Origin of the sequence: Pseudomonas saudiphocaensis, from assembly GCF_000756775.1 — a bacterium.
In the GTDB taxonomy this organism is placed as follows: domain Bacteria; phylum Pseudomonadota; class Gammaproteobacteria; order Pseudomonadales; family Pseudomonadaceae; genus Stutzerimonas; species Stutzerimonas saudiphocaensis.
This window is the reverse complement of the sequence record NZ_CCSF01000001.1, coordinates 168,875-194,676: the sequence shown is the minus strand read 5'-3', so window position 1 is coordinate 194,676 and position 25,802 is coordinate 168,875. Positions and strand designations below refer to the sequence as shown.

At 59.3% G+C, this 25,802-nt stretch carries 25 protein-coding genes, 4 tRNA genes and 2 pseudogenes; 10 read left to right on the top strand and 21 right to left on the bottom strand.

The window, feature by feature from the left end; translation table 11 throughout:
• Position 1: 1 nt before the first annotated feature.
• A complete protein-coding gene (locus BN1079_RS01010) occupies positions 2-496 on the top strand; it encodes a copper chaperone PCu(A)C (RefSeq protein ID WP_037021685.1) in 495 nt (164 codons plus the stop codon).
• 43 nt (positions 497-539) lie between these two features.
• Here BN1079_RS01010 and gorA read toward each other — a convergent pair whose 3' ends face one another.
• Positions 540-1,898 (bottom strand): glutathione-disulfide reductase, encoded by a 1,359-nt coding sequence (gene gorA / locus BN1079_RS01005; RefSeq protein ID WP_037021683.1) that lies wholly within the window; start codon positions 1,896-1,898, stop codon positions 540-542.
• Positions 1,899-1,969: 71 nt separating this feature from the next.
• On the opposite strand from gorA, the gene BN1079_RS01000 reads away from it, so the two are divergent.
• Positions 1,970-2,392, top strand: a complete 423-nt coding sequence (locus BN1079_RS01000) for a VOC family protein (protein WP_037021682.1) — start codon at positions 1,970-1,972, stop codon at positions 2,390-2,392.
• Positions 2,393-2,425: 33 nt separating this feature from the next.
• Here BN1079_RS01000 and galU read toward each other — a convergent pair whose 3' ends face one another.
• Entirely contained in the window at positions 2,426-3,265 is an 840-nt protein-coding gene (gene galU / locus BN1079_RS00995; RefSeq protein ID WP_037021681.1) for a UTP--glucose-1-phosphate uridylyltransferase GalU, read from the bottom strand.
• A 598-nt stretch (positions 3,266-3,863) separates the two neighbouring features.
• On the opposite strand from galU, the pseudogene BN1079_RS17915 reads away from it, so the two are divergent.
• The 4 genes and pseudogenes from BN1079_RS17915 to BN1079_RS00980 all read left to right on the top strand — a co-directional run.
• Positions 3,864-4,622: pseudogene (locus BN1079_RS17915) on the top strand (HAMP domain-containing protein); the annotation flags it as partial.
• A 345-nt stretch (positions 4,623-4,967) separates the two neighbouring features.
• Positions 4,968-5,486 (top strand): annotated as a pseudogene (locus BN1079_RS17910) (methyl-accepting chemotaxis protein); the annotation flags it as partial.
• A gap of 182 nt (positions 5,487-5,668) precedes the next feature.
• Positions 5,669-7,057, top strand: coding sequence for an oxygen-independent coproporphyrinogen III oxidase (gene hemN, locus BN1079_RS00985; RefSeq protein WP_037021675.1), 1,389 nt, complete (start codon positions 5,669-5,671; stop codon positions 7,055-7,057).
• A gap of 82 nt (positions 7,058-7,139) precedes the next feature.
• Positions 7,140-8,054, top strand: coding sequence for an EamA family transporter (locus BN1079_RS00980; protein ID WP_037021674.1), 915 nt, complete (start codon positions 7,140-7,142; stop codon positions 8,052-8,054).
• A gap of 16 nt (positions 8,055-8,070) precedes the next feature.
• Here the strand turns inward: BN1079_RS00980 and BN1079_RS00975 are convergent.
• The 4 genes from BN1079_RS00975 to BN1079_RS00960 all read right to left on the bottom strand — a co-directional run bounded on the left by BN1079_RS00975 (position 8,071) and on the right by BN1079_RS00960 (position 8,615).
• A tRNA-Leu gene (locus BN1079_RS00975) sits at positions 8,071-8,157 on the bottom strand.
• Positions 8,158-8,326: 169 nt separating this feature from the next.
• Positions 8,327-8,400: transfer RNA gene (locus BN1079_RS00970), tRNA-Cys, on the bottom strand.
• 46 nt (positions 8,401-8,446) lie between these two features.
• A tRNA-Gly gene (locus BN1079_RS00965) sits at positions 8,447-8,522 on the bottom strand.
• 17 nt (positions 8,523-8,539) lie between these two features.
• A tRNA-Glu gene (locus BN1079_RS00960) sits at positions 8,540-8,615 on the bottom strand.
• Between the two features lie 206 nt (positions 8,616-8,821).
• Here BN1079_RS00960 and BN1079_RS00955 point away from each other — a divergent pair.
• Both BN1079_RS00955 and BN1079_RS00950 read left to right on the top strand, forming a co-directional pair.
• Positions 8,822-9,589, top strand: coding sequence for a hypothetical protein (locus BN1079_RS00955; protein ID WP_171819313.1), 768 nt, complete (start codon positions 8,822-8,824; stop codon positions 9,587-9,589).
• 19 nt (positions 9,590-9,608) lie between these two features.
• Positions 9,609-10,289 carry a glutathione S-transferase family protein gene (locus BN1079_RS00950; RefSeq protein WP_037021672.1) on the top strand — a complete coding sequence of 227 codons (681 nt, stop codon included), beginning with the start codon at positions 9,609-9,611 and terminating at the stop codon, positions 10,287-10,289.
• Here BN1079_RS00950 and BN1079_RS00945 read toward each other — a convergent pair.
• The 3 genes from BN1079_RS00945 to msrB all read right to left on the bottom strand — a co-directional run bounded on the left by BN1079_RS00945 (position 10,286) and on the right by msrB (position 12,174).
• On the bottom strand, positions 10,286-11,170 hold the full coding sequence (locus BN1079_RS00945) for an ATP-binding protein (protein WP_037021671.1): 885 nt from the start codon (positions 11,168-11,170) through the stop codon (positions 10,286-10,288). The genes BN1079_RS00950 and BN1079_RS00945 overlap by 4 nt on opposite strands.
• Before the next feature lie 91 nt (positions 11,171-11,261).
• Entirely contained in the window at positions 11,262-11,744 is a 483-nt protein-coding gene (locus tag BN1079_RS00940; protein ID WP_037021669.1) for a glutathione peroxidase, read from the bottom strand.
• A 31-nt stretch (positions 11,745-11,775) separates the two neighbouring features.
• Entirely contained in the window at positions 11,776-12,174 is a 399-nt protein-coding gene (gene msrB, locus BN1079_RS00935) for a peptide-methionine (R)-S-oxide reductase MsrB (RefSeq protein ID WP_037021668.1), read from the bottom strand.
• Between the two features lie 186 nt (positions 12,175-12,360).
• On the opposite strand from msrB, the gene BN1079_RS00930 reads away from it, so the two are divergent.
• Positions 12,361-13,572, top strand: coding sequence for a pyridoxal phosphate-dependent aminotransferase (locus BN1079_RS00930; protein WP_037021667.1), 1,212 nt, complete (start codon positions 12,361-12,363; stop codon positions 13,570-13,572).
• A 128-nt stretch (positions 13,573-13,700) separates the two neighbouring features.
• Positions 13,701-14,576: a protease HtpX gene (htpX, locus tag BN1079_RS00925; RefSeq protein ID WP_037021666.1), complete on the top strand. Its 876-nt coding sequence runs from the start codon at positions 13,701-13,703 to the stop codon at positions 14,574-14,576.
• Between the two features lie 85 nt (positions 14,577-14,661).
• Here htpX and BN1079_RS00920 read toward each other — a convergent pair whose 3' ends face one another.
• The 12 genes from BN1079_RS00920 to BN1079_RS00865 form a co-directional block, all read right to left on the bottom strand.
• On the bottom strand, positions 14,662-16,062 hold the full coding sequence (locus tag BN1079_RS00920) for a sigma-54-dependent transcriptional regulator (protein WP_037021665.1): 1,401 nt from the start codon (positions 16,060-16,062) through the stop codon (positions 14,662-14,664).
• Positions 16,059-17,249: a sensor histidine kinase gene (locus BN1079_RS00915; protein WP_052114395.1), complete on the bottom strand. Its 1,191-nt coding sequence runs from the start codon at positions 17,247-17,249 to the stop codon at positions 16,059-16,061. Before BN1079_RS00915 ends, BN1079_RS00920 begins: the two co-directional genes overlap by 4 nt.
• A 115-nt stretch (positions 17,250-17,364) precedes the next feature.
• Positions 17,365-18,834, bottom strand: a complete 1,470-nt coding sequence (locus BN1079_RS00910; RefSeq protein WP_037021664.1) for a sigma-54 dependent transcriptional regulator — start codon at positions 18,832-18,834, stop codon at positions 17,365-17,367.
• 393 nt (positions 18,835-19,227) lie between these two features.
• Entirely contained in the window at positions 19,228-19,521 is a 294-nt protein-coding gene (locus BN1079_RS00905) for a hypothetical protein (RefSeq protein WP_037021663.1), read from the bottom strand.
• Positions 19,522-19,677: 156 nt separating this feature from the next.
• Positions 19,678-20,103: a hypothetical protein gene (locus BN1079_RS00900; protein WP_037021662.1), complete on the bottom strand. Its 426-nt coding sequence runs from the start codon at positions 20,101-20,103 to the stop codon at positions 19,678-19,680.
• Between the two features lie 29 nt (positions 20,104-20,132).
• Positions 20,133-21,344, bottom strand: coding sequence for a c-type cytochrome biogenesis protein CcmI (ccmI, locus tag BN1079_RS00895; RefSeq protein WP_037021661.1), 1,212 nt, complete (start codon positions 21,342-21,344; stop codon positions 20,133-20,135).
• The gene (locus BN1079_RS00890; protein ID WP_037021659.1) at positions 21,341-21,814 is read right to left on the bottom strand and encodes a cytochrome c-type biogenesis protein; all 474 of its coding nucleotides are present in this window, start codon (positions 21,812-21,814) and stop codon (positions 21,341-21,343) included. Before BN1079_RS00890 ends, ccmI begins: the two co-directional genes overlap by 4 nt.
• A complete protein-coding gene (locus BN1079_RS00885; protein WP_037021656.1) occupies positions 21,811-22,341 on the bottom strand; it encodes a DsbE family thiol:disulfide interchange protein in 531 nt (176 codons plus the stop codon). The genes BN1079_RS00890 and BN1079_RS00885 overlap by 4 nt, the downstream gene beginning before the upstream one ends.
• A gap of 2 nt (positions 22,342-22,343) precedes the next feature.
• Positions 22,344-24,317 carry a heme lyase CcmF/NrfE family subunit gene (locus BN1079_RS00880; protein WP_037021653.1) on the bottom strand — a complete coding sequence of 658 codons (1,974 nt, stop codon included), beginning with the start codon at positions 24,315-24,317 and terminating at the stop codon, positions 22,344-22,346.
• Positions 24,314-24,781, bottom strand: coding sequence for a cytochrome c maturation protein CcmE (gene ccmE, locus BN1079_RS00875; protein ID WP_037021649.1), 468 nt, complete (start codon positions 24,779-24,781; stop codon positions 24,314-24,316). Before ccmE ends, BN1079_RS00880 begins: the two co-directional genes overlap by 4 nt.
• Positions 24,778-24,954 (bottom strand): heme exporter protein CcmD, encoded by a 177-nt coding sequence (ccmD, locus tag BN1079_RS00870; protein ID WP_037021648.1) that lies wholly within the window; start codon positions 24,952-24,954, stop codon positions 24,778-24,780. Before ccmD ends, ccmE begins: the two co-directional genes overlap by 4 nt.
• Complete coding sequence (locus tag BN1079_RS00865; RefSeq protein ID WP_037021646.1) at positions 24,951-25,706, bottom strand: heme ABC transporter permease; 756 nt, start codon at positions 25,704-25,706, stop codon at positions 24,951-24,953. Before BN1079_RS00865 ends, ccmD begins: the two co-directional genes overlap by 4 nt.
• Positions 25,707-25,802: the final 96 nt, after the last annotated feature.

The following is a 25,802-nucleotide window of genomic DNA, read 5'->3' as shown; positions in this document are numbered from 1 at the left end:
CATGTTGCTTCGTCTGCTAACAGCTTTTGTACTGAGCACAACCGCCCTGAGCGCCCTGTCCCATGAGCACGGCCACGCTGATCATCAGCAGGCAGCCGAGTCGCTTACTGTCAGTGGCGCCTGGTCCCGTGCGATGCCACCGAGCGTGCCTACCGGGGCGGCGTATTTCACCCTGAACAATTCGGGGAAGCAGCAGGACCGCCTGATCGGCGCGCAGACACCCCGTGCCGGCAAGACCGAATTGCACACCCATGTGCATGAGGGCGACATGATGCGCATGGAGCAGATCGAATCGGTTGAAATCCCAGCGGGCGGGCAAGCGGAATTCAAGCCCGGCGGCAATCACGTCATGATGTTCGAGCTGAAAGAACCGCTTGCTGCTGGCGATACCTTTCCCTTGACGCTGATCTTCGAACACGCCGGTGAAGTCGTCGTCGATGTCGTCATTCAGGAAGACGCGCCGCAAGCCGCTGGCGACGCGCATCATCATCACTGATCACTAGCCACTGAGCCTGCCGGAGCCGAGCTGGCTCCGGCCGTCAGCTGCCGGTCGGTGTGCGCATGGTGACGAACTCTTCGGCCGCCGTCGGGTGAATACCGATGGTCTCGTCAAACACCCGCTTGGTGGCACCCGCCTTAAGAGCCACCGCCAGCCCCTGAATGATCTCGCCCGCTTCAGGACCCGCCATGTGGCAGCCCAGCACCTTGTCCGTGTCGGCATCGACCACCAGCTTCATCAGGCAGCGCTCCAGGCTGTCGGTCATGGTCAGCTTCATGGGCCGGAAACGGCTTTCGAACAGTACGATCCGGTAACCCTGCTCCCGGGCCTGCTCTTCGGTCAGGCCAACGGTGGCCAGGTTCGGAAGGCTGAACACCGCCGTGGCGATGGTGTTGTAGTCCACCGGCCGATAGTCCTCCGGCTTGAACAACTGTCGCGCCACGGCCGTGCCCTCGGCCAGTGCCACAGGCGTAAGCTGAACGCGCCCGATCACGTCGCCAATGGCAAGAATCGAAGGCACCGAGGTGCAGTAGTTGTTGTTCACCTTGATAAAGCCGCGTTCATCCAGGGCGATATCGACCTGATCGAGGCCAAGGTTGTCCAGCATGGGGCGGCGCCCCGTGGCGTAGAACACGCAGTCGGCCTCAAGGGTGCGGCCGTCTTTCAGGGTCGCTAACAGGCTGCCGTCAGGTTGTTTGTCGATGCGCGCAATATCAGCATTGAATTGCAGGTCGACGCCCTTCTTGATCATTTCGTCCTTGAGGTGATCACGCAGCGAGCCGTCGAAGCCACGCATGAACAGCTCGCCGCGATAAAGCAGTTTGGTATCGGCACCGCAGCCGTGGAAGATGGAGGCAAACTCCACGGCGATATAGCCACCGCCCACCACCAGCACCCGACGCGGCAGGGCCTCAAGGTAGAAGGCCTCGTTGGAGGTAGTTACATGTTCACTACCGGGAAACTCCGGCACGTGAGGCCAGCCGCCGGTCGCGATCAGAATATGCTCGGCGCTGTAGCGCTGCCCCTCGACCTCGACGGTATGGGCGTCGACCAGCCGTGCGTGGGCCTGCAACAGGGTCACGCCGCTGTCGACAAGAAGATTCTTGTAGATGCCGTTGAGTCGCTGGATTTCCCGATCCTTGTTGGCGATCAGGGTGTTCCAGTCAAAGGTGGCGCCATCGATGGTCCAGCCGTATCCCTGCGCCTGCTCGATGTCTTCAGCATAATGAGCGCCATAGACCAGCAACTTCTTTGGTACGCAACCGACGTTGACGCAGGTGCCGCCCAGATAGCGGCTCTCGGCTACAGCCACCCTGGCACCGTAACTGGCGGCGAAACGAGCAGCACGTACGCCACCCGAGCCGGCGCCGATAACGAAAAGATCGAAGTCGTAAGCCATTAGCAATTGTCTCCTGTGAAGTACCAACAGCATAACCGAGGCCTATGGCCTGCTCATCACCGGGAGTGTATATGCGCCCTACTCTGACCCATCTCGCCCTGCACGTACCCGACCTGGACGCCTGCATCGAGTTCTACTCGGAATTCTGTGGCATGCGGGTATTTCACGAACGTGCAGGCAAAGGTTCACGCATTGTCTGGATGGCCGAGCCGGGCAAGGAGCAGACCTTCATATTCGTCATCATGCCGGGCGGAATGGACCGCGGATTGGCCGCCAACGACTACAGCCATTTCGGCTTCGCCCTTTCCAGCCGTGACGAAGTGGATGCCATAGCGGATCGCGCTCGTGAAGCCGGCTGCCTGATCTGGGAACCGCGTGACGAGCCCTATCCGGTCGGCTATTACTGCGGGTTGCGAGACCCGGCGGGAAATTATGTGGAATTCAGCTACGGCCAGCCGCTAGGCCCCGGCGCCGAGGAGCTGCCGGCTCCCTGAGAGCGGGCCGCCGTGCTGGCGGCCCGTGCTTACTCAGAATGCCTTGCCGGTGAGGTAGAAGTTTTCGTAGCAGAAGTTGGTCGCCGCGATATAGCCCTCGGCGCTGCCGCAGTCGAAGCGCTGCCCTTTGAACTTGTACGCCAGCACACAGCCATCCTTCGCCTGGCGCATCAGCGCATCGGTGATCTGGATTTCACCGCCCTTGCCCGGCTCGGTCTGCTCGATCAGCTCGAAAATGTCCGGGGTCAGAATGTAGCGGCCGATGATGGCCAGATTGGACGGCGCCTCCTCCGGCTTGGGCTTCTCGACCATGTGACTGACGCGGAAAATGTCGTCGCGGATCATCTCGCCGGCGATCACCCCGTACTTGCTGGTCTCTTCCGGCGGCACTTCCTGGATGGCGACGATGGAACAGCGGAACTGGTTGTACAGCTTGACCATCTGCGCCAGCACCGGATCACCGTCGAGATTGATGCACAGGTCATCCGCCAGCACCACGGCAAAGGGCTCATCACCGATCAGCGGGCGACCGCTGAGGATCGCGTGGCCAAGGCCTTTCATTTCCACCTGGCGGGTGTAGGAGAAGCTGCACTCGTCGATAAGGCGGCGAATGCCGACCAGGTACTTTTCCTTGTCGGTGTTGCGAATCTGGTGTTCCAGCTCATAGCTGATATCGAAGTGGTCTTCCAGCGAGCGCTTGCCACGGCCGGTGACCACGGCGATCTCGTTCAGCCCCGCTTCCAATGCCTCTTCAACCCCGTATTGAATCAAGGGCTTGTTCACTACCGGCAACATTTCCTTGGGCATCGCCTTGGTCGCAGGAAGGAATCTTGTGCCGTAGCCGGCCGCAGGAAAAAGGCATTTCTTGATCATGTGAGTCCTTGAAGAAATAGGTTCCGGTTACTGCGCAGCCCTGACATCGTTAGCCGTTGCCCTGCCCGCCTCGTCGGCAGCCCGACGCAGAGGCTACGACCATGGAATTCGGACGGGGTTCGCGCTTCGGTCACTGCGTCTAAAAATGCGGAGCGCTGAAATGATGTGACCAGCTCTCCTCGGTCTGCGTAATGGCACATAGCCTGACTGGTGACAGCATGAATGCCAAGCCCTCTTTCGGCCGATTTCCCAAATCTTCCGAGGCCCAAAAGCCGGCACGAGCAGCAACGGTCGAAATCCGGCGCTAAATGCCAAACAGATGATCTATGTCATTGAAACGGCAAATAGTTTTTCCAAAGATCGACGTAAACCGCCCCGCGAGACAGCCTGCTCATACTATGCGGCCATTGATAGAAATAGCCTTTAGCCATCACATTGGCCGAGCTTAAAAACTCATCAAGAAAACCGCTACCAAGCCGATAGAGGATTGCCTGTCGAGGCACCCCTCGGCAGGTGAATCGCTGGATGAAACGTCCCACTCAGCGAGCCGGTAAAAACAGCGTCTTGGCCATACCAGTAGCAGACCCCAAGGAATACGATGAACAGCTCTCCCGCTACTCGACAAATATCTGTCCAGGCGAAGATCAACCTGGCTTTGCTGGTGGTATTCGCACTGGTGCTATCCGCATCCTTGCTTCACGCAGCCATCACCGAGAAACGACTGGTGCTGCAGGTGGTCGAGCAACAGACCAAGGATGCTGCCGACTCCTATTTCGACAGCATCAACACCATGATGCTGACCGGCACCATGGCCCAGCGCGACGTCCTGCGAAACAAGATCCTCGCCCGCCCAGGCGTAATCGATGCTCGCATCATTCGCGGCGAGTTGGTCACCTCGGTCTTCGGCCCCGGCTACGCCCACCAGGCTCCGGCCGATGCGCTGGACCAGCGGGCACTGACGGGTGAGTCCATCATCGAGGTAAGCGAAGGAAAGAATGGCCGCGTCCTCACAGTGGTCAACCCGATCGTCGGCCACAAGGACTATCGCGGCACCAACTGCCTGACCTGCCACCAGGTACCGGAAGATTCGGTAATGGGCGCAGTGCGCATCAGCTACGACCTGTCGGCACTGGATAACGAGGTAGACCGCAACATCATGATTTCCGCCGGCATCCAGCTATTGCTGCTGCTGGCCGGTTTGCTGGTTACGGGCTTTATCGTCCGCCGCGTGATCATCAGCCGTATCAACGACATGCGCCACACCATGGAGGCCATGACCGAGAACGAAGACCTAAGCCGCACCGTGACAATCCATGCTCAGGATGAAATCGGTGCCATGGGTCACGCTTTCAACCGCATGATCGGCAAGTTCCGTCACAGCCTGGAAGCGGTTGCCGGCGCTACGCGCACCTTGGGTGAAGTATCGGAGCGCGTCTCCAACGTGGCCGAAAAGACCCATTCGGCGGTTATGGAGCAGCGCCTGGAAACCGACATGGTGGCTTCAGCCATGAACGAGATGAGCGCCACCGTGCAAGAAGTAGCACGCCACGCCACCCAGACCGCTTCGGCCTCAAGCGGTGCGGACGAGGAGTCCAGACTGGGTGTTCGGGTCGCTACCGAAGCGCTGGATGGCATCGAGATACTGATCCGTGACATCGAGAATGCTGCCCAGGTGATCAAGCAGGTGGAAGCAGACAGCGTCAGCATCGGCATGGTGCTGGGCGTGATCAACGGCATCGCCGAACAGACCAACCTGCTGGCCCTCAACGCCGCTATCGAGGCCGCACGGGCCGGTGAGCAGGGTCGCGGCTTCGCCGTGGTAGCCGACGAAGTGCGCACCCTCGCTTCACGCACACAGAAGTCCACGGAGGAAATCCAGGCCACTATCGAGCAGTTGCAGAACGGCGTGCGCAATGCGGTCAAGGCCATGGAAGGTGCTCAGGTCAAGGCGCACGCCGGTTCGGACAGCGTCGCCAAGGTAGCCCAGAGCCTGAACGTGATCGCCGGTGAAGTCGGCACCATCAATGACATGAACACTCAGATCGCCACGGCTGCCGAGGAGCAGAGCGCGGTAGCCGAAGAGATCAACCGCAACGTCACAACCATCAGCGTGATCGCCGATACGACCTCGAATGACGCTCAGCAAACCTCGCAGATCAGCGAGGAGCTGGTGCGCCTGGCGGCCGAGCTGAATCGGCTGGTCGGCCAGTTCAAACTCTAAGGTCGCGCAACCGACGAAGCCGGGCCGAGCGCCCGGCTTTTTTCGTTGCACGGGACGCCCCGACCATTCTTGATCTGGGACAGCCAGCCGATGAGCTAAAATCGCCGATAATCCGTCGCAGAACATCGGCCCACGGCCTTTTCTCCGGCCAGCCAGAATTTTCTTGAACAAGGTGAACACTCATGGACCATACGCCGCGCTTCAACCGCGCCCTGGTCGAGAAATATGACCGTCCAGGTCCCCGCTACACCTCCTACCCCACTGCACCCCAGTTCCATCAGGCCTTCGCCATCGATGACTACCGCAGTGCCGCCCAGGAGACCAATGAGGCTCCGGCACCCAAGCCGCTGTCGGTGTACATCCATATCCCGTTCTGCAAGAGCCTTTGCTACTACTGCGCCTGCAACAAGATCATCACCCACAAGACCGAGCGCGCAGTCGAATACCTCGAGTACCTCAAGCGTGAAATCCAGATGCAGGCCGCGCTGTTCGACCGCTCGCGCAAGCTGACCCAACTGCACCTGGGCGGCGGCACCCCGACCTATTTCACCAGCGAGCAGTTGGCGGACCTGATGGCAACGCTGCACCAGGCGTTCAACATGGACGACAGCGACAGCCACGAATTCTCGCTTGAAGTCGACCCGCGCACGGTCACGCCGGAGCAGATTCATGGCCTGCGCAAGCTTGGCTTCAACCGCCTAAGCTTTGGCGTGCAGGACTTCGATGAGCAGGTGCAGATTGCAGTCAACCGCATCCAGACCGAAGAGCAGACCCGTGAGCTGGTCGAGGCCGCTCGGGCAGCCCGATTCAAGTCCATCAGCGTCGATCTGATCTATGGCCTGCCGCTGCAGACCGTCGATAGCTTCAACACCACGCTGGACAAGATCATCGACATCCGCCCAGACCGCATTGCCGCCTACAGCTACGCGCACCTGCCGGAACTGGTGCGCGCACAGAAGCTGATCCGCCCCGAGGACATGCCGCCACCCGAGCGCAAGCTGGAGCTGCTGGAGCTGACCATCCGGCGCCTGACCGATGCAGGCTACGTCTATATCGGGATGGACCACTTCTCCCTGCCCGAGGACGAGCTAACCCTGGCGCGTGCCAACGGCACTCTGCAGCGCAACTTCCAGGGCTACTCCACCCATGCCGATTGCGACCTGATTGGTCTGGGCATCTCCTCCATCGGCAAGGTCGGCAATAGCTACAGCCAGAACGTGAAGGAACTGTCCCAGTACTACGCGCGCCTGAACCAAGGCATGTTGCCGGTGCAGCGAGGCTACAAGCTCAGCGAAGACGATCGCCTGCGCCGCGAAGTGATCATCTCGCTGATGTGCCACGGCCGCATCGACTTCGCCGAGATCGAGCAGCGTCACGGCATTGTCTTCAAGGACTACTTCGCCGAATCGCTGGCCCAGCTGGACGAGCATGTCGCCGACGGTCTGGTCGATATCCGCGACGATGCTCTGGTGCTGCTGCCCCAGGGGCACCTGATGATGCGCAACGTGGCCATGGCCTTCGATGCGTATCTGGGTGGCGAACAGCGGGGACGCTTCTCGCGCACCGTCTGAGCCGGCCGAAAAGCACAGACGCAAAAGACGAACGGGGCAGGATTTCGTATCCTGCCCCGTTTTCGTTCCCCGAGAAGCGTTCATGTCGCCCGTCAGTTCAGCCCCGTTTGCCCGCCACATCGCCGTATTGATACTGCTGTGCCTGGGTTGTGCGTTCGCCGGCAATCATATCGCCGCCCGTGTCGCCTTCGATGATGGCGCCGGCGTGCTACTGGCCATTCTGACGCGCTCCGGCGGCACCCTGCTGGCTCTGACGGGGCTCGTGATCTGGCAACGCCAGACGATCCGATTACCCACGGCGAGCGTACGCTGGCAGCTTCTGCTTGGCCTGCTTATCGCCACCCAAAGTCTGTTTTTGTATTCCGCCGTGGCGCGGATTCCCGTGGCGCTGGCGCTGCTGGTGGCCAATATCTTCCCCATCATTCTGGCGCTGCTGACCTGGGGCCTGGGCGGACCGAGGCCTACCGCGCGCAACGCTGCCCTCATGGGGGTGATACTGATCGGATTGCTGTTGGTGCTCGATATTCCAGGCTTGCTGCGAGGCGGTGCAAACTTGGACACCCAGTGGATTGCCGGTGTGGCGCTGGCCTTCGGCGCCGCCTGCGCTTTCGCCAGCGCGCTCTGGGTCACTGACCACAAGCTGTCCCAGGTACGCGGCTCGGTACGCAGCATGCTGACCATGCTGGTCGTGTTCTGCAGCGCGGCAATTGCAGGCGCCAGCGATGCCCTACCCGGCGCACTGAACACACCGGCCACAGCCAGCGGCTGGCTCGCTCTACTGATCCTGATGGTGCTCTATGGCACTGGCTTCATCACACTGTTCATCTCCATCCCGCGGCTGGACATGCCACGCAATGCGCCGGTGATGAACATCGAGCCGCTGGCTACCCTGGTGATGGGTTGGCTGGTGCTGGGACAGATGCTGTCCGCGATACAGATTCTCGGTGGCGCAGTCGTGGTTGCAGGGATTGTGCTGCTGACCTATCGACGAGCCTGAGAAGAACCTGAAGTGTTGGTGCCCGGAGCGGGAATCGAACCCGCATACCCTTTCGGATGAGGGATTTTAAATCCCTTGCGTATACCAGTTTCGCCATCCGGGCCGAAGAATAAGCAAGCGCTACTACCACCTGCCGGTAACAATGCCGCATTGGCGGCGCAGGACTATAACCAGCCACCTGCGCCCGCGCAAGGCTAGCGATTGAACCTGCTGCCAATAAGCCATACTCCAAAAAAAAGCCCCGCAAGCGTTAACTTGCAGGGCTTTTAATATGGAGGCCGATGTCGGAATCGAACCGGCGTACACGGATTTGCAATCCGCTGCATAACCACTCTGCCAACCGGCCTCAAAACGAAAACGCCGCAGATTGATGCGGCGCAATCTTTACAAACTGGAGCGGGAAACGAGACTCGAACTCGCGACCCCGACCTTGGCAAGGTCGTGCTCTACCAACTGAGCTATTCCCGCGTAACTTTTACCAAAAATGGCGTCCCCTAGGGGACTCGAACCCCTGTTACCGCCGTGAAAGGGCGGTGTCCTAGGCCACTAGACGAAGGGGACGCTGCCCGGATCTACTTCTTTCCGGCTTGCAACTTTCGCTGTGCTTCTCGCTGCAAGTGGCGCGCATTCTAGGGAGGAGCGGCAAGGTCGTCAAGCGCCAAATAAAACTTTTTCAATCAAGGACTTCTACAACCTACATCGTGCTATCAGCTTGCCACCCAACCCACTACACTCAGAGAAAACCACCGTCGATAGAGGTGTGCATAGTGTCTCCGGCTCTGATTGCAGGATTGGTCCTCGCTGGCCTGTTCATCTTGATCCTGATTGGCTTTATCAACCAGCTCGTGGAAAAGAACAATCTGGAAAAAGCACGTGCCAAGGCAGAGCTCAGCAATCGCATGCGACGTTGCTCTGATCTGTCGGACTCCTTTCCGGGCCAGCTGATTACCCCCGCCCTCAAACTGATGCTGACCCAGCTTGAACTCCACGCAGGCGAGCGACTGATGACTCTGGATAAGAAAAACCAGGACCTCGCCAGCCGCGTCGAATTGCTGCGAAACGCTGCCGCCATGGGCGAGGCGATTCCGGTAACGAACGCCCCAGTGAAAGTTCTTACCGAAGCCCAGGCCAAAGCCGTTCGCCTCTTGCTGGAGGACCTACACGCCCAGGTGGTCTGGGGCAACAAGCAGGGCCAGCTGGATACTGCTGCCGCCAAGCGCTGGGTTGGTGAGGTTCGGCGCATGATGGTGATATTGCATATCGAATACTTCAACAATCTCGGCAAGCAAGCGTTGCAGCAGGGCAATGCTCACAAGGCGCGCCTGGCTTTTGAGCGCGGTATCCAGCACGTGCGCAAACAGCCCGACAAGGCCAGCTTTCAAGCACAACTCAAGCAGCTCGAAGCCCACTTCGCCCACGCCAGCCATCTAGAACAGACACAACAAAAACCCCGCCTGGAAGAAACCAGCGAACTGACCGAGGGATTGAAAGACCTCGAGAGCGAAGACGACTGGAAGAAAAACAATATCTATTGAGTCACCCTGGAGAACCCGCATGTCCCTGACCCTGTACGGCGCTCAGCTGTCACCCTTCGTCCGCAAAGCCAACCTCTGCCTGCTCGAAAAGGCACTGGATTATCAGTTCGAAGTAGTCATGCCATTCACGCCACCTGAGTGGTATCTGCAACTTAATCCACTGGGGCGCATTCCGGCGCTCAAGGATGGCGAACTCAGCCTCGCCGACTCCAGCGTGATCTGCCAGTACCTCGAAGAGGCCTATCCAGAAACCGTTCGCCTGTACGGCAGCGATGCGGCACAACGTGCGCAGATTCGCTGGCTGGAGAAATACGCCGACTACGAACTCGCACCTTTGACGACCTTCGGCGTCTTCCGCAATCGCATTCTCAAGCCGAGCACCGGCAAACCCTGCGACGAAGAAAGCGTGCAGGCAGCGCTGCAGGAGAAGCTGCCCCGGCACTTTGATTATCTTGAGCGTCAGCTGGGTCAGAACGAGTATTTCGTTGGCTTACAACTCTCTATGGCGGATATCGCCATTGCTTGCCAACTGATCAACCTGGAACACGGTGGAGAAAAAATCGACGCGAACCGCTGGCCAGCCCTGGCAGCGCACTTCACCCGCATGAAGGCGCTCGCCTCGGTTACCAGCCTGATGCCGGTTGAACAACGCATGAACGCCAAGCTCATCGAGATGGGCAAGCGAGCGTTACAAGGCTAATTCGACAATAGGTGAACGCCTACCCACTGCCGGGCAAACTGGTAGGCACAGCGTCCGTTGCGGTTGCCGCGCGCGGTAGCCCAACGGACGGCCTCCTTCTCCAGCGTTTCACTCCACTGCCAATCGAGACCTGCCTGTGCGGCCAGTGAATCGATCCAGTGACGCACCACATCCAGATAATGCTCCTGGCTGAAGGGATAGAACGAAAGCCAAAGCCCGAAACGGTCGGACAGAGCAATCTTGTCCTCCACCGCCTCGTTGGGATGCAACTCGCCATCAATCATTTGCCAGTTTTCGTTATCGCTCTGACGTTCCGGCACCAGGTGCCGGCGATTGGAGGTTGCGTATAGCAGCACGTTTTCAGGCGCTCGTTCCAGGGAACCATCCAGTACGCTCTTCAGCACCCGGTAATCGCCCTCTCCTGCCTCGAACGACAGATCGTCACAGAACACAATAAAGCAGTGCGCCTGCCCCGCAAGCAACTCGACCACTTTCGGCAAATCGGCCAGATGATCGCGTTCGATTTCGATCAGACGCAGACCAGCCGACGCATGCTCGGCCAGCAAGGCACGGATCAATGACGACTTGCCGGTTCCCCGGGCTCCCCAGAGCAGTACGTGATTGGCCGGCAGTCCGGATACGAATTGCCGCGTGTTACTCGACAGAAGCTCACGCTGTCGATCAATGCCGATCAGATCGTCCAGCCCCAGATCCAGCGTTACTTCCAGCGGCTGCAGGTAACCGCCCTGCCCCTCCCGATGCCAGCGGGCGGCCACGCTTTGCTCCCAGTTCACCGGTGAACGCAAGGCGGGCAACAACGGCTCCAGGCGGGCCATCAGCATTTCGGCACGCTGCAAAAAAGCCTTCAACTCAGCATCCATTCAATACTCCAAAAAATTCGACTACAGACGGGCACGGATAAACCCCGAGCGAGGCGCCTCGAACGCGAGACAATTAACGGAACGGACGCGACTAGATCAGGGCTTCGATAGATTCCACCAGCGCTTCGGGCGTCGTACGCGAAGCAAAGCGCTCGACATGACGCCCTTCATCGGCGATCAGAAACTTGGTGAAGTTCCACTTGATCGCCTTGCTGCCCAGCAGCCCCGGCGCGCGCTTCTTCAGTTGCACGAATAGTGGATGAGCATCACTGCCGTTGACCTGAACCTTGGCGAATAATGGAAAGCTAACGCCATAGTTGCGCTCGCAAAAAGCAGCAATCTGCTCTTCGTCACCAGGTTCTTGCCTGCCAAACTGGTCGCAGGGGAAGCCCAGCACCACCAAACCGCGTTCGCCATAGCGCTGCCAGAGCGCCTCCAGCCCCTTGTATTGCGGAGTAAAGCCGCACTGGCTGGCCGTATTGACCACCAACAGCACCTTGGCATCGTAGTCGGCAAGGGTCTTCTGCTGGCCATCAATGGTCAGGCAGGCAATATCAAACAGCGGATCGCGCATCGGTGATGCTCCATCGATTCGTGCAGGCCGCTCAGAGATCGTGCGGCTTGTGATTTAGGGACGCCGAATTGATACAGTAGCGCAAGCCCGTCGGTGCCGGGCCATCGGGAAAGACATGTCCCAGATGCGCATCACAGCGAGAGCACTTGACTTCGATACGGTGCATGCCGTGACTGAAATCGTCGACGTTGGTAATGGCGCTTTCACTCACTGGCTGAAAATAGCTCGGCCAGCCACAGCCGGCATCGAACTTGGTAGCAGAATCGAACAATGGCGCATCACAGCAGACGCAGTGGTAAAGACCCGGTGCTGATGTGTCGTTGTATTTGCCAGTAAACGGACGCTCGGTGGCACCCAGTCGGCATACTTGAAACTGCTCCTCCGTAAGCTCTGCACGCCAGGTTTCCAGGGGTTTTTCAAGCTTTTCCATGGGTACACCTCATGAATTCAAAAAAGGCCGATCTGTACCTTTTCCCGTGATCAGGCCACACGTATCATGCAACGCTCTCAAACGCCTAGTCTGGCAGTGGAATTTCAGGCTGCCAAGGCGCCAGGTTCACGTCAACGTTGCCAGCCTCCTGGCATGGCACGTCCTTACTTTGGGACACTCAGGATCATGCAGGTCAGCAAATCGAACAAGCTCGCCAATGTCTGCTATGACATTCGCGGGCCAGTGCTCAAGCACGCCAAACGTCTGGAGGAGGAAGGCCACCGCATCCTCAAGCTGAATATCGGCAACCCGGCGCCGTTCGGTTTCGAGGCACCGGAAGAAATCCTCCAGGACGTGATCCGCAACCTGCCAACAGCCCAGGGCTACAGCGACTCGAAAGGCCTGTTCAGCGCACGCAAGGCCATCATGCAGTACTACCAGCAGAAGCAGGTAGAAGGCGTGACCATCGAGGACATCTATCTCGGTAACGGCGTATCCGAGCTGATCGTCATGTCCATGCAGGCGTTGCTCAACAATGGCGACGAAGTACTGATTCCGGCCCCCGACTACCCCCTGTGGACCGCAGCGGTGAGCCTGGCCGGCGGCAAGCCGGTGCACTACCTGTGTGACGAGCAGGCCAACTGGTGGCCGGACCTGGATGACATCAAGGCCAAGATCACGCCAAACACCAAGGCTCTGGTGCTGATCAATCCAAACAACCCCACCGGTGCCGTCTACTCCAAGGAAGTACTGGAAGGCATGGTCGAGCTCGCTCGCCAGCACAATCTGGTGCTGTTCTCCGACGAGATCTACGACAAGATCCTCTACGACGATGCCGTGCACATCTGCACCGCCTCCCTGGCGCCGGATGTACTCTGCCTGACCTTCAACGGGCTCTCCAAGTCCTACCGGGTCGCTGGTTTCCGCTCCGGCTGGGTAGTCATCACCGGGCCCAAGCAAAGAGCCAAGAGCTATATCGAAGGGCTGGATATCCTGGCCAACATGCGACTGTGCGCCAACGTGCCGGCTCAGCATGCAATCCAGACCGCACTCGGCGGCTACCAGAGCATCAACGATCTGGTACTGCCACCGGGACGTCTGCTGGAACAGCGCAACCGTACCTGGGAGCTGCTCAACGACATTCCTGGGGTCAGCTGCGTGAAGCCCATGGGTGCACTCTATGCGTTCCCGCGCATCGACCCGAAGGTCTGCCCGATCCACAACGACGAGAAGTTCGTCCTCGACCTGCTGCTGTCGGAAAAGCTTCTGATCGTTCAGGGGACCGCCTTCAATTGGCCCTGGCCCGACCACTTCCGCGTCGTCACCCTTCCTCGGGTGGATGATCTGGAACAGGCCATCGGACGCATCGGAAACTTCCTGCGCACTTATAGCCAATAACGGCAGCAGTCTTCCGCAGATCGCAGAGCCAGGCGACATAGCTTGAAATAGTCGCCTGGTTGAATAGCTCCGATCGGCACCTTATATAGCCTTACGTTATTGATGTTTCCCTTGGAGTTCGCCGCAACATGATGCGCATTTTGTTGTTCCTGGCCACTAACCTTGCCGTACTGGTCGTCGCCGGCATCACCCTGAAGCTGCTTGGGGTGGACCGCTTCACCGGACAGAATCACGGCAGCCTGTTGGTCTTCTGCGCTGTGTTTGGCTTCGCTGGCGCACTGGTATCGCTATTCATCTCCAAATGGATGGCGAAGATGAGCACTCGCACCGAGATTATCAGCCAGCCACGCACCCGCCATGAACAATGGCTGCTGCAAACCGTCGAACAGCTGTCCCGTGATGCCGGCATCAAGATGCCGGAAGTAGGCATCTTCCCCGCTCACGAAGCCAACGCCTTTGCCACCGGATGGAACAAGAACGATGCCCTGGTCGCCGTCAGCCAAGGTCTGCTTGAGCGTTTCTCACCGGATGAAGTAAGAGCCGTACTGGCCCATGAAATCGGCCACGTGGCCAACGGCGATATGGTCACTCTGGCGCTAATTCAGGGCGTGGTGAACACCTTTGTCATGTTCTTCGCACGCATCTTCGGCAACTTCGTCGACAAGGCGATTCTGAAGAACGAAGACGGTCATGGAATCGGTTATTTCGTTGCGACGATCTTTGCCGAACTGGTACTGGGCATTCTCGCCAGCATTGTGGTCATGTGGTTCTCGCGCAAGCGTGAATTTCGCGCCGACGAGGCCGGCGCTCAGCTGGCCGGAACCGCTGCCATGATCGCTGCATTGCAGCGTCTGCGCGCCGAACAGGGCCTGCCCTCGGAGATGCCCGACACCCTTACCGCTTTTGGTATCAAGGGCGGCCTGAAGAACGGCCTGGCCGGTCTGCTGATGACCCACCCGCCCCTCGAAGACCGCATCGAAGCCCTTCGCCAGCGTCGCGGCTAAACATCCAAAGATGCAAAGAAAAGCCCAGCCAATCGGCTGGGCTTTTTCATGGGCGTGAACAGCTTCACAAGCGCCCGTCTGGTTCTCAGTCGCCCTGCAGCATGGCCTCGATATCCATACCTGCATCACGCATCAGCGCAAGCTTGTAGCGCAAGGTGCGGGCGCTGATACCCAGACGGTCGGCTGTTTCCTTGCGCCGCCCACGTTCGCTACGCAGGGTCTCCAGAATCAGCTCGAACTCGCGCCGCCGCAGATCATCACCCAAAGCACCGCCGCCGTCAGCGGGCTGCACCGGCGAGCCGGGCAACGGCATCTGCTGAGCCTGCAAAACGCCAGCAGGACTCGCTGTAGCCATTCCGGCCAGAGAATCCAGGCAAAGGTCTTCCGGGCGAATGCTGCCGCCCTGCTGCAGGATCAAAGCCCTCTGGATGGCATTGTCCAGCTCACGGACGTTGCCCGGCCAGCCATACGCCAGCAGGCACTGGCGCGCCTCGCTGGTAAGCCTGGGCAGCGGCTGGCGCATCTTTGCAGCATGACTGCTCAGAAGCCGCTCGGCCAGTGGCAGGATATCTGCCGGGCGCTGTCGAAGAGGCGCCCAGGCCATCGGAAAGACCGAGACACGATAGAACAGATCCTCTCGAAAACGCCCAGCGCGTACTTCCTCGGCCAGATCGCGGTTGGTGGTGGCGATGACACGAATATCCAGTACCACTGGCTTGCGCGCCCCGACCCGTTCCACCTCGCGCTCCTGCAATACGCGCAGCAGCTTGGCCTGCAACGCCAGCGGCATTTCGGAAATCTCGTCGAGTAACAACGTGCCGCCTTCGGCCAGCTCGAACTTGCCCGGCTGGCTGGCGATGGCACCGGTAAAGGCGCCCTTTTCGTGCCCGAACAGAGTGGCTTCCAGCATGTTGTCCGGAATCGCCGCGCAGTTGATGGCCACAAAGGGCTTGTTGGCACGCGGTGACTGCTGATGGATATAGCGCGCCAACACCTCCTTGCCTGTACCTGATTCACCGGAAATCAGCACTGTCGAGTCGCTTTGGGCCACACGCGCGGCCAGTGCCAGCAGCTGCTTGCTGGCCGCCTCCTGGGCGATCGGACCTTCATCCGCAGAGCCGGGCTGACCACAGGCGTGCCGCGCAATCAGCTCCAGCAAGACCTTGGGCTCGAACGGTTTGAGCAGGTAATCCACCGCCCCCTGACGCATCGCCTCAACGGCACGCTCAACCGCACCATAAGCAGTCATCAGCAGGACCGGCAGTTGAGGATAATGCTTGCGGATAAATACCTGCAGCCCATGCCCATCCATGCCCGGCATGTTCACGTCGCTGATCACCAACCCGAAGGTATCGGCCTGCAGCGCGAGCACCGCTGACTCCGCACTATCCACCGATTGGTAACTGAAGCCTGCAAGCTCCAGGGTATCGCTCAAGGCTTCGCGTAGCGCGCGATCATCTTCGACCAGCAAAATCTTCACACTCATCGAGCCGGCTCCGGAAGTAATGGCAAACGCAGGGTGGCACACGTACCACGACCTTGCCTGGAGCGCAGTGCCAGCGTGCCAGAGTGGGCGCGAGCAATGGACTTGACCACCGCCAGCCCCAACCCGGTACCGGTCGCCTTGGTCGTAAAGAAGGGCTCGCCAAGCCGAGCCAGCGTCACGGCATCAATGCCGACTCCGCTGTCGCTGACGCTGACATGCATAAGCGCCCCCCGTGCATATAGGTGTATTTTTAAACGCGGCTCATCCGGACTGGCCTGCAGAGCGTTCTCGATCAGGTTTAGCAACGCTCCGACCAGGGTGTCACGGTTGCACAGCAGCACCCCGCCGCGCACGTCGCACTGCCAGCGCACCCGTGCACCCTGCAAGCGGGTTTCGGCCGCGGCGCGCAATGCAGCCATCAACTGCGTGGGAGCTAAGCGATCCTCAAGCGGTAGATCACCGCGAGCAAACACCAGCATGTCGCGCACCTGATGCTCCAGCTCGTTCAAGCGGTCTTTCAGCCGGCCGGCAAACCGTTGCTGCTGCTCAACGCTTAGCCCGCCCTGCTCCAGATGGCTGGCATATAGCAGCGCCGACGACAACGGCGTGCGAATCTGATGCGCCAGCGATGCCACCATGCGGCCTAGCGAGGACAAGCGTTCATGGCGCGCCAGCTGCTCCTGCAGGCGCCTTGTCTCGGTCAGGTCAGTCAGCAGAACCAGCTGCCCTGGCTCGCCATTCAACGAGCGAGTGGCAATCGATACCCGGCGACCGTCTTTCAGAGATACCTCATGGCCATCGTCCTTGCGAGGGGCAAAGCTGCGCGAAATGACTTCGCGCCAGAGCAGCCCTTCAAGCGGCTCACCAAGCAGCTCCAGAGCCACCGGATTGGCTTCGCGAACCACGCCCTGACCATCGATGACGATGACACCGCCTGGCAGCAGGTCGAGCAGGCTCTGCAGGCGATTGGCCAACCGCTCCTTCTCGTCGAGCTCGCGCAGGCGCTGCGCACTGGCTTCTGCGAGCTGCCCTTTAAGCTCGGACATGCGCTCCTGCAGCAGTTCCTGCGAGTCTTCGAGACGACCAGACAGGTGCGAGAAACGCTCGAGCGACTGCTCGAGCTCAGCGCTAACGCAGGCCTCGGCAGAGCGCGGAACGGCGGCGGATGGAGAAAACACAGAAGTCACTGGCACATGTCCGTCAAAAGATGGTCGGTCAGGTGGTTTCAGTGACTAGGAGCAAGGATCATGCCCGGCGGTAACGCGGACGCATCGCCGCTCTTGCAGCGGCGCGGCGAATGCGTCAGCTTTCGACTTCCTCGTCGCGGCGGTTCATGCCGTACTTGCGCATCTTCTCAACCAGGGTGGTACGGCGAATACGCAAACGCTCGGCAGCCCGCGCAACGACCCCACCGGCATCATCCAACGCTTGTTGAATCAAGCCCTGCTCCAGGTTGGCCAGATAATCCTTCAGATCAAGCCCTTCGATGGGCAGCATGGCCTGCGCATCCCCGACCAGCACGGGGGCATTGATGGCAGCGCGCTCTTCCATTTCGGTGTGCAGGCTGGCGGCGTACTGCTCGTCGTCATCATCCACATGGCGAAACTTCTTCGGCAGCTCCATCACCCCGATGACCCCGTAAGGGTGCATGATCGCCATGCGCTCGACGAGGTTGGCCAACTCACGAACGTTGCCAGGCCAATCGTGGCGGCATAGCGACATGATGGCCGCCGAGTTGAAACGAATTGAGCCGCGCTTTTCGTGCTCCATGCGCGAGATGAGCTCATTCATCAGCAACGGAATATCTTCGATGCGCTCGCGTAGCGGAGCCATTTCGATGGGGAAGACATTGAGTCGATAGTAGAGATCCTCGCGGAAAGTCCCATCGACGATCATCTTTTCCAAGTCTTTATGGGTCGCCGCGATAATGCGCACATCGGCGTTTTGCGTACGGTTACTACCAATTCGCTCGAAAGTGCGCTCTTGCAATACGCGCAGCAGCTTGACCTGCATCGGCAACGGCATGTCGCCGATTTCATCGAGGAACAGCGTCCCACCCTCGGCCAGCTCGAAACGGCCGGCACGGGAAGTGATCGCTCCGGTAAAAGCACCCTTCTCGTGGCCAAACAGCTCGCTCTCCAGCAACTCAGCCGGAATCGCGCCGCAGTTGACCGGAACGAAAGGGCCGTTGCGTCGCTTGGAATGGTAATGGAGGTTTCTGGCAACCACTTCCTTGCCGGTACCGGACTCACCAAGGATCAGCACACTTGCCTCGGTATCGGCGACCTGCTGCATCATTTGCCGGACATGCTGCACGGCACGACTGGTGCCCACCAGGCTGCGAAACAGGTTGGTTTCGCGCTGACGACCGCGCGCTCTCGCCTGGTCATAGACCTCGCGATAGACCTGGGCACGATGCAGGGAGTCGAGCAGCTTGTTGTAGCTGGGCGGCATTTCCAGGCTGGCCAGCACTTGCCGGCGCAACTCTTCTGGCCAATCCGCCGGGGCCGGCTCACCGATCAACAACAGCGGCAGGTTCTCATCCCATTTGGCCAGCTGCTTGAGCAGCTCTACCGCGCCGCCCTTGGTTGATACAGAGCCAAGCATGACCCCAAGAACGCCTCTGCTTGACTCAAGTGTCCCAACAACTTCTCGCCAGCTTTCACTGGTACAAGCCAGATGATCTTCACCCAGAAAGTTGAGGATAACCGCCAAATCACGCCGACGATCCTTGTCGTCGTCTATCAACAAAATCTTGGTTTCACGCCACATCTTGTTTATAGGCTCTAGAAGCTGGGTAAGAAGTACAAATGCGCGTCGAGAAGCAAACGAAGCGTCACCGGCAGATAGCCACTAGTTAATTAAAAAAAACACGTGGAGTCAAATTTATGACGTGATTTCGCGACTAAAGAACAGTCATTTTCTATCAAAAATTTTTTACATGCGTCCGCTCAAGCGCGACTTACGCAATAGCCCGCAGAGAGATGCCAATTAGAGAGAATGTGAAAAGCGGTTTCTTTCGGCGAAGAACGCTGCTTATTAGCCGATTTTCGCTCGAAGTAATTGTTTTGATGAGAATTTTGAGAGGCAGCCGATCTGCGATTTGTCACTAATAAGAACTGCTATGCAACCTGACGAGCGGCAGCGCACTGGATGTTTAGATGCTCAACCAAAGAGTTTATAAATATTGGCGCCACGTTGGCTTTTATTGATCCGGATCAACTCACCAGTGACTCGCTTCTGCTCCGCCTGACAGGCACTCACCAATTCGCGATAAATAAGAGTCAGTTCCTGCAAGTGCTGACGAATCGCTGATTCATTTTCGCGAGGTTCGCTCATTGCAGCTTCTACAACCTGACGACACTGACTATCCAGAACGCTGATCGACGTCCAGTCCTGCTGCACCATCGCCTCGCGCAGTGCGTTACCGGTTTCCTCAAGACGTCTAACTGCATTCATGAATCTGCTCCGTTCACAGCCAGGCCCTTGCCGCCTGAGACAACACTTTCTTGCGTGCCAAGACTGTATCGGCAATTGCCGAAAGGGCTTTAGGGAGCTTTAGATAAAACAGCATGTGCCTCTACAAGCGACGCGTGGAGAGGCAGCTTGACTGCATCAATGCAAGTGCCGAAGCCCCGGCGGCACACTGGGAGCCGCAACTGGCTCCCATGGGCCTTCCGGACGCCCAGCGCTGTACCAGTCACCGTCCCAGCGATAATAAAGGCGCTCGCGGTAGTAAAGGCCCCGCCCCTCCACAACATAGACGTTCAGCCGGTTGTCCCAGTGAGCGGCGGCATGTGGTGGGGGCGCATAGCGCGGATGACTTTTTTGCGTCGCTGGCGGTTGCGGTGCGGACGGCGCCGGTGCGGGAGGTGGCTTGATGACCGGCTCGCGCGGGGAGTCAGGCACAGGCGGAGCCGGCCGGGGCGCCGGCTCGGACTGATAGGGACTCCCCGCACAGGCCGCCAGCAGCAGCGCCAGTGCCATTGCTGCGCTCACCTTGAGCAGGCTTGCAGTCTGGCTATAAACCGAATCGGTCATCACTCGCCTCTTGCTCACCCCACTAGCGATCAGGGCGTTACAGGTTGATCTATGGTGAGTCGGACCATTTCCCCGGCGCCCGGTTTCATTGGCTCGCTGCTACCTTGCCATTCGCCTTGCGTCGCATCGCCATTACGTGAAATGCGAGCGAGCAGGACTACCCGTTCGAAGTTGGACAAACGCAGCTGGGGCATCATGGCATCGGTATCGCTCAAACTGACGGTTGCCGGAAGGTCGCTGACGCTGAGGCGCTTGACCGCCAAGGGCATGGCCGGACCAGAAGCAGCGCGGGCGAATACGAAGACCGCATCACCAGGTTCGACCTTCCCTTTCAGCGCTTCCCCGAGGTTAACTTCAACCTCGAGGCTCACCGCATCAGCCGAGGCCGCTTCCTCAGGCTGCTCAGCCGCACCGGTGGTTTGACCAATTCGCTCACGAGCTTGGGCAATACCGCCTTGAATGGCTTCACGCGACGGATCCTCAGGTGGCAACGTAGCCACCAGGCGTTCCCAGAAGCCGGCAGCCTCCTCGAAACGACCCTCTTCAAAAGCGGCAATACCCAACAAGCCCAGGCTCGTCACCTCATGGGGATCAGCCTTCAAGGCCTCGTCGGTGAGCTGACGTATTTCATCGGTCCACTTGCGACCTTCGGCAAAGTACAGCGCCTGCGCCCATTGTCCGAGCAGCTCCGGCGCACGTCCGGCCAGCTTGATAAGTTGCTCATAAGCAGCAGCAGCCTCAGCCGGGCGCTCTTGATTCATGTAGGTTCGCGCAAGGAAATACCAGGCCTCGGTAGATTCGGGCTGCGCCTTTACCGCTTGCTCAAGGCGCGCTGTCATTTCTTCGATCGTTCGCGGCTGCTCGACGAACTCACGCGCCAGCGCCACCTTGTCGATCGCGCCCCAGTGCATGTACATGCCATAGCCGAGCAGCGGCACCAATATCGCTGCGATCAGCGGAATAGTGCGTCCCAGGCTGCCGCTGCGCCGTAATTCATCACCTTCGGTATCGTCGAGTAGCTCACGCGCTGCGTCGGCACGCCCCTCTTCGAACTGTTCCGCCGTAAGTGTGCCGGCAGCCCGCTGGTTGGCCAATTCGCCGAGCCTTTCTTCATACAGCGCAACGTTCAGCGCCGTTCTGTCTTCTTCGGCTTGTAGCCGGCGTACCCGCAATGCAGGAATCAGCAGGAAAGCCAGAGCGGCCAGCAACAGCACGCCGGCCCCCATCCAGAAATCAATCATGGTTCTTTTTTATCCAGCAATGTGGCGAGGCGCTCGCGTTCTGCCTCGGAAAGAGTGTTCTGTACTTCGCGGCCGCCGCTATGCCGACGACGCATCAGGATCAGCGCGAGCACGCCGAAGCCGACTACCAGCATGGCTATAGGGCCGTACCAGAGCGCCAGCGTCTTGAGGTTGACCGGCGGCTTGTAGCGGACGAAATCACCATAACGATCTACCAGGTAGTCAACGATTTGCTCGTTGCTCTGGCCCTCTTCCAGCATGCGGAAAATTTCCCGGCGCAGATCCATGGCAATGGGCGCATTGGAATCGGCGATATTCTGGTTCTGGCACTTCGGGCAACGCAGCTCTTCGACCAGGGTCCGGTAGCGTTGGCGCTCGGCCTCGCTCTCGAATTCATAAGCATCGATGGCCGCCTGCGCGCCACCGACAAGGCACAGGGCCAACAGAAAGCCTTGGATCAACTGCTTCATTGGTCCACCAATTCCTGATAGAGCGGAGCAAGCTGTTCACGCCAGACGCGCTGATCGATGGCGCCGACATACTTGTGACGAATCACGCCGTTCTTGTCGATCAGGAAAGTTTCCGGCGCGCCGTAGACGCCGAGGTTGATTCCCAGGCTGCCTTCGGGATCTTCAACATTCAGGCGATAGGGATTGCCCAGCTCATTCAGCCAGCGACGCGCGGCCTCACTGTCGTCTTTGTAGTTGACCCCATAGACCACCACCCCCTGTCCAGCCAACTGGTTGAGCATCTCGTGCTCGGCGCGACAGGTTGGGCACCAGGTCGCCCAGACATTGATCAGCGCAGCCTCGCCTTTGAAATCGGCAGCACTCAGCATGCGCTCGGGGTTTTCCAGCGAAGGCAGGGAGAACTCCGGCACCGGCTTGTCGATCAGTGCCGAAGGCAGCTCGGACGGGTCAAGAAACAGGCCGCGGTAGAGAAAGACCGCTACCGTCAGGAAAACCAGCAACGGCAGCAGCATCAACAGTCTTTTCATCATCAGGCTCCTTGCTGCGCCAGACCAAGCGCCTCACGGACACGGACCTTGACCTTTACGCGATAGCGCCGATCACAGGCGGAAAGAACCCCACCCAGCGACATCAGCAACGCACCCAGCCAGATCCAGCGTACGAAAGGCTTGATATGCACCCGCACAGCCCAGGCGCCATTCTCCAGAGGCTCACCCAGCGCCACGTAAAGGTCGCGGGTAAAGCCTGCATCGATGCCGGCTTCGGTCATCGGCATTTGCTGCACTGTATAGAGGCGCTTCTCGGGATGCAGGACGGCAATCTGCTTGTCACCATCAAACACCCGGATGGTGCCTTTGTCTGAGGTGAAGTTCGGCCCGTCAAAATGCTGGGCGCCTTCAAAGACGAAGCTGTAACCACCCAACTCCAGCGACTCACCCGGTGCTAGGCGCAGATCACGCTCGGAGCTGTTCTGGCTGACCAGAACTACGCCGATGGCACAAACCGCTAGCCCCAGGTGCCCTAACTGCATACCCCAGTAACTTGGCGCCAGGCTGCGGATGCCCTTGATCAGACCCTTGTGGCGAGTTTTGTCGAGAATATCGCGCACGCCGGCCAACACCACCCAGGCAGCCAACAGGCATACGGCAAGCACCGCCCAGTGGAAATCACCCAGCAGCACCGAGCCCAGTCCACCCAGCACGGCGCTGGTGATCAGCACTGGAGTCAGCATGCTCATCAGCCATTTCACCGGAGTGTCTTTCCAGCGCACCAGCACACCCACTGCGAGCGCCAGCATCAGAGCAGCCATCAGCGGCAGGAACATGGCATTGAAATAAGGCGGGCCAACAGACAACTTGGTGTCGGACAGAGCATCGAGCAACAATGGGTACAGCGTGCCCAACAGGATCATCGCGGTAGCAACCACCAGCAGCAGGTTGTTGACCAGCAGCAGGGTTTCACGCGACCAGAGGCCGAAGCCGACCCGGCTCTTGACCACCGGAGCGCGCAAGGCGAACAGCGTCAGCGAGCCACCGACCACCAGCAGCAGGAACGCGAGGATGAAGACACCGCGCTCCGGGTCGGTAGCGAACGCATGTACCGAGGTCAGTACACCGGAGCGAACCAGAAAGGTACCCAGCAGGCTCAGCGAGAACGCTGCAATCGCCAGCAACACCGTCCAGCTTTTGAACACGCCGCGTTTTTCCGTGACAGCCAGCGAATGGATCAGCGCCGTACCGACCAGCCAGGGCATGAAGGACGCATTTTCCACCGGATCCCAGAACCACCAGCCGCCCCAGCCCAGCTCGTAATAGGCCCACCAGGAACCCAGCGCGATACCGGCGCCAAGAAAGGCCCAGGCGACCAGCGTCCAGGGCCGGGACCAGCGGGCCCAGGCGGCATCCAGACGACCGCCCAGCAATGCCGCGATGGCAAATGAGAAGGCCACGGAAAAACCGACATAACCCATGTAGAGCATCGGCGGATGCACGATCAGGCCGAAGTCCTGCAGCAGCGGATTAAGGTCGCGGCCGTCCATGGGAGACTGCGGCAGGTAGCGCTCGAAGGGGTTGGAAGTGACGATCAAGAACAGCAGGAAACCGATACTGATCAGCCCCATGACGCCCAGCACTCGCGCCAGCATGTCTTCGGGCAATTGGCGCGAGAAAATCGCCACGGCGAAGGTCCAGCCAGCCAGAATGAAGGCCCAGAGCAGCAGCGAGCCTTCGTGCGCGCCCCACACGGCGCTGAATTTGTAGTACCAGGGCAGTGCGCTATTGGAGTTGTGCGCAACATAGGCGACGGAAAAGTCATCGACCATGAACGCATAGGTAAGGCAGGCGAAGGAAAACCCGAGAAAGGCGAACTGCCCCCAGGCGGCCGGCTGCGCCAGGCTCATCCACTGGTGATCACCGCGCCAGGCGCCGATCAGCGGCAGCGTGCCCTGCACCACCGCCAGGCACAGCGCCAGAATCATGGCCAGATGGCCGAGCTCGGGAATCATTTTGCATACTCCTGCTTATCGCCTTCGTAGTGCTTCATCATTCCGCTCTGCTCCAGCGCCTGAGTGACTTCCGGCGGCATATAGTTCTCGTCATGCTTGGCCAGCACTTCGTCGGCCACCAGAACGCCCTCGCTGTTGACGCGCCCCAGAGCTACGATGCCCTGCCCTTCGCGGAACAGATCCGGAAGGATCCCCTGGTACTGAATGGCGATGCTTGCGTTGTTGTCAGTAACCCGGAAGGTCACGGTGAGCGAGTCGCTGCTACGTGTTACCGACCCGTCTTCAACCAAGCCACCGGCACGGATCCGGGTGCCCTCCGGTGCTTCGCCGGCAGCGATCTGGGTCGGCGTATAAAAGAGATTGATGTTCTCTTGCAAGGCAGACAACGCCAGCGTTACGGCAACTCCCACGCCGGCAAGGATTGCCAGAATGATGAACAAACGCTTCTTGCGCACAGGATTCACTTCATTTCCTCCCGGCGCAAACGACGCGCCTCTTCTTGCAGATATCGCCGGCGCGCCAGCATTGGCAGCGCGACGTTCAAAAGCAAAACAGCCAGGCTGATGCCATAGGCCGTCCAGACATACAGCCCATGGTTGCCCATGGCGATGAATTCCGAGAACGATGAAAAATTCATGATGCTTTACCTACCAGCCCCTTCACCTCGGCCTTGACCCAGCTACTGCGTGACTCACGACGCAGCACTTCCAGACGCATGCGCATCAGCAGCACCCAAGTGAAGAAGCAGTAGAAACCCAGAACCATGACCAGCAGCGGCAACCACATTTCCATTGGCATCGCAGGCTTCTCGGTGACCGTAAAAGTGGCAGGTTGATGCAAGGTGTTCCACCACTCCACCGAGTATTTGATGATCGGAATATTCACCACCCCGACGATGGCCAGTACCGCGCAGGCCTTCGCCGCACTGTCACGATTACTGATAGCCTGCCCCAGCGCAATGATGCCGAAGTACAGGAACAGCAGAATCAGCATGGAGGTCAGGCGGGCATCCCAGACCCACCAGGCGCCCCAGGTCGGCTTGCCCCATACGGCACCGGTCAGCAGCGCGATGAATGTCATCCAGGCTCCAATGGGGGCTGCCTGCTGCAGCGCGACATCCGCCAGCTTCATCTTCCACACCAGCCCGACCAGGCCGGCGACGGCCAGCATCACATAGATCGACTGCGCCAGAAACGCAGCAGGTACGTGGATATAGATGATGCGGAAACTGTTGCCCTGCTGGTAATCCTGGGGCGCAAACGCCAGCCCCCAGACTGTCCCAACTGCCAGCAACAGCAGTGCGGCCCAACCCAGCCAAGGCATCCAGCGACCACTGATGCCGTAGAACCATTTGGGTGAGCCCAGCTTGTGGAACCATGTCCAGTTCATAGCACCTGCCTCAAATCCGCTACGCGTTGCGATACTGTCCCGAAACCGCACTCAGACCACTTGTTCATGATCAGCAAATGCATCGGGGCCGAGGTC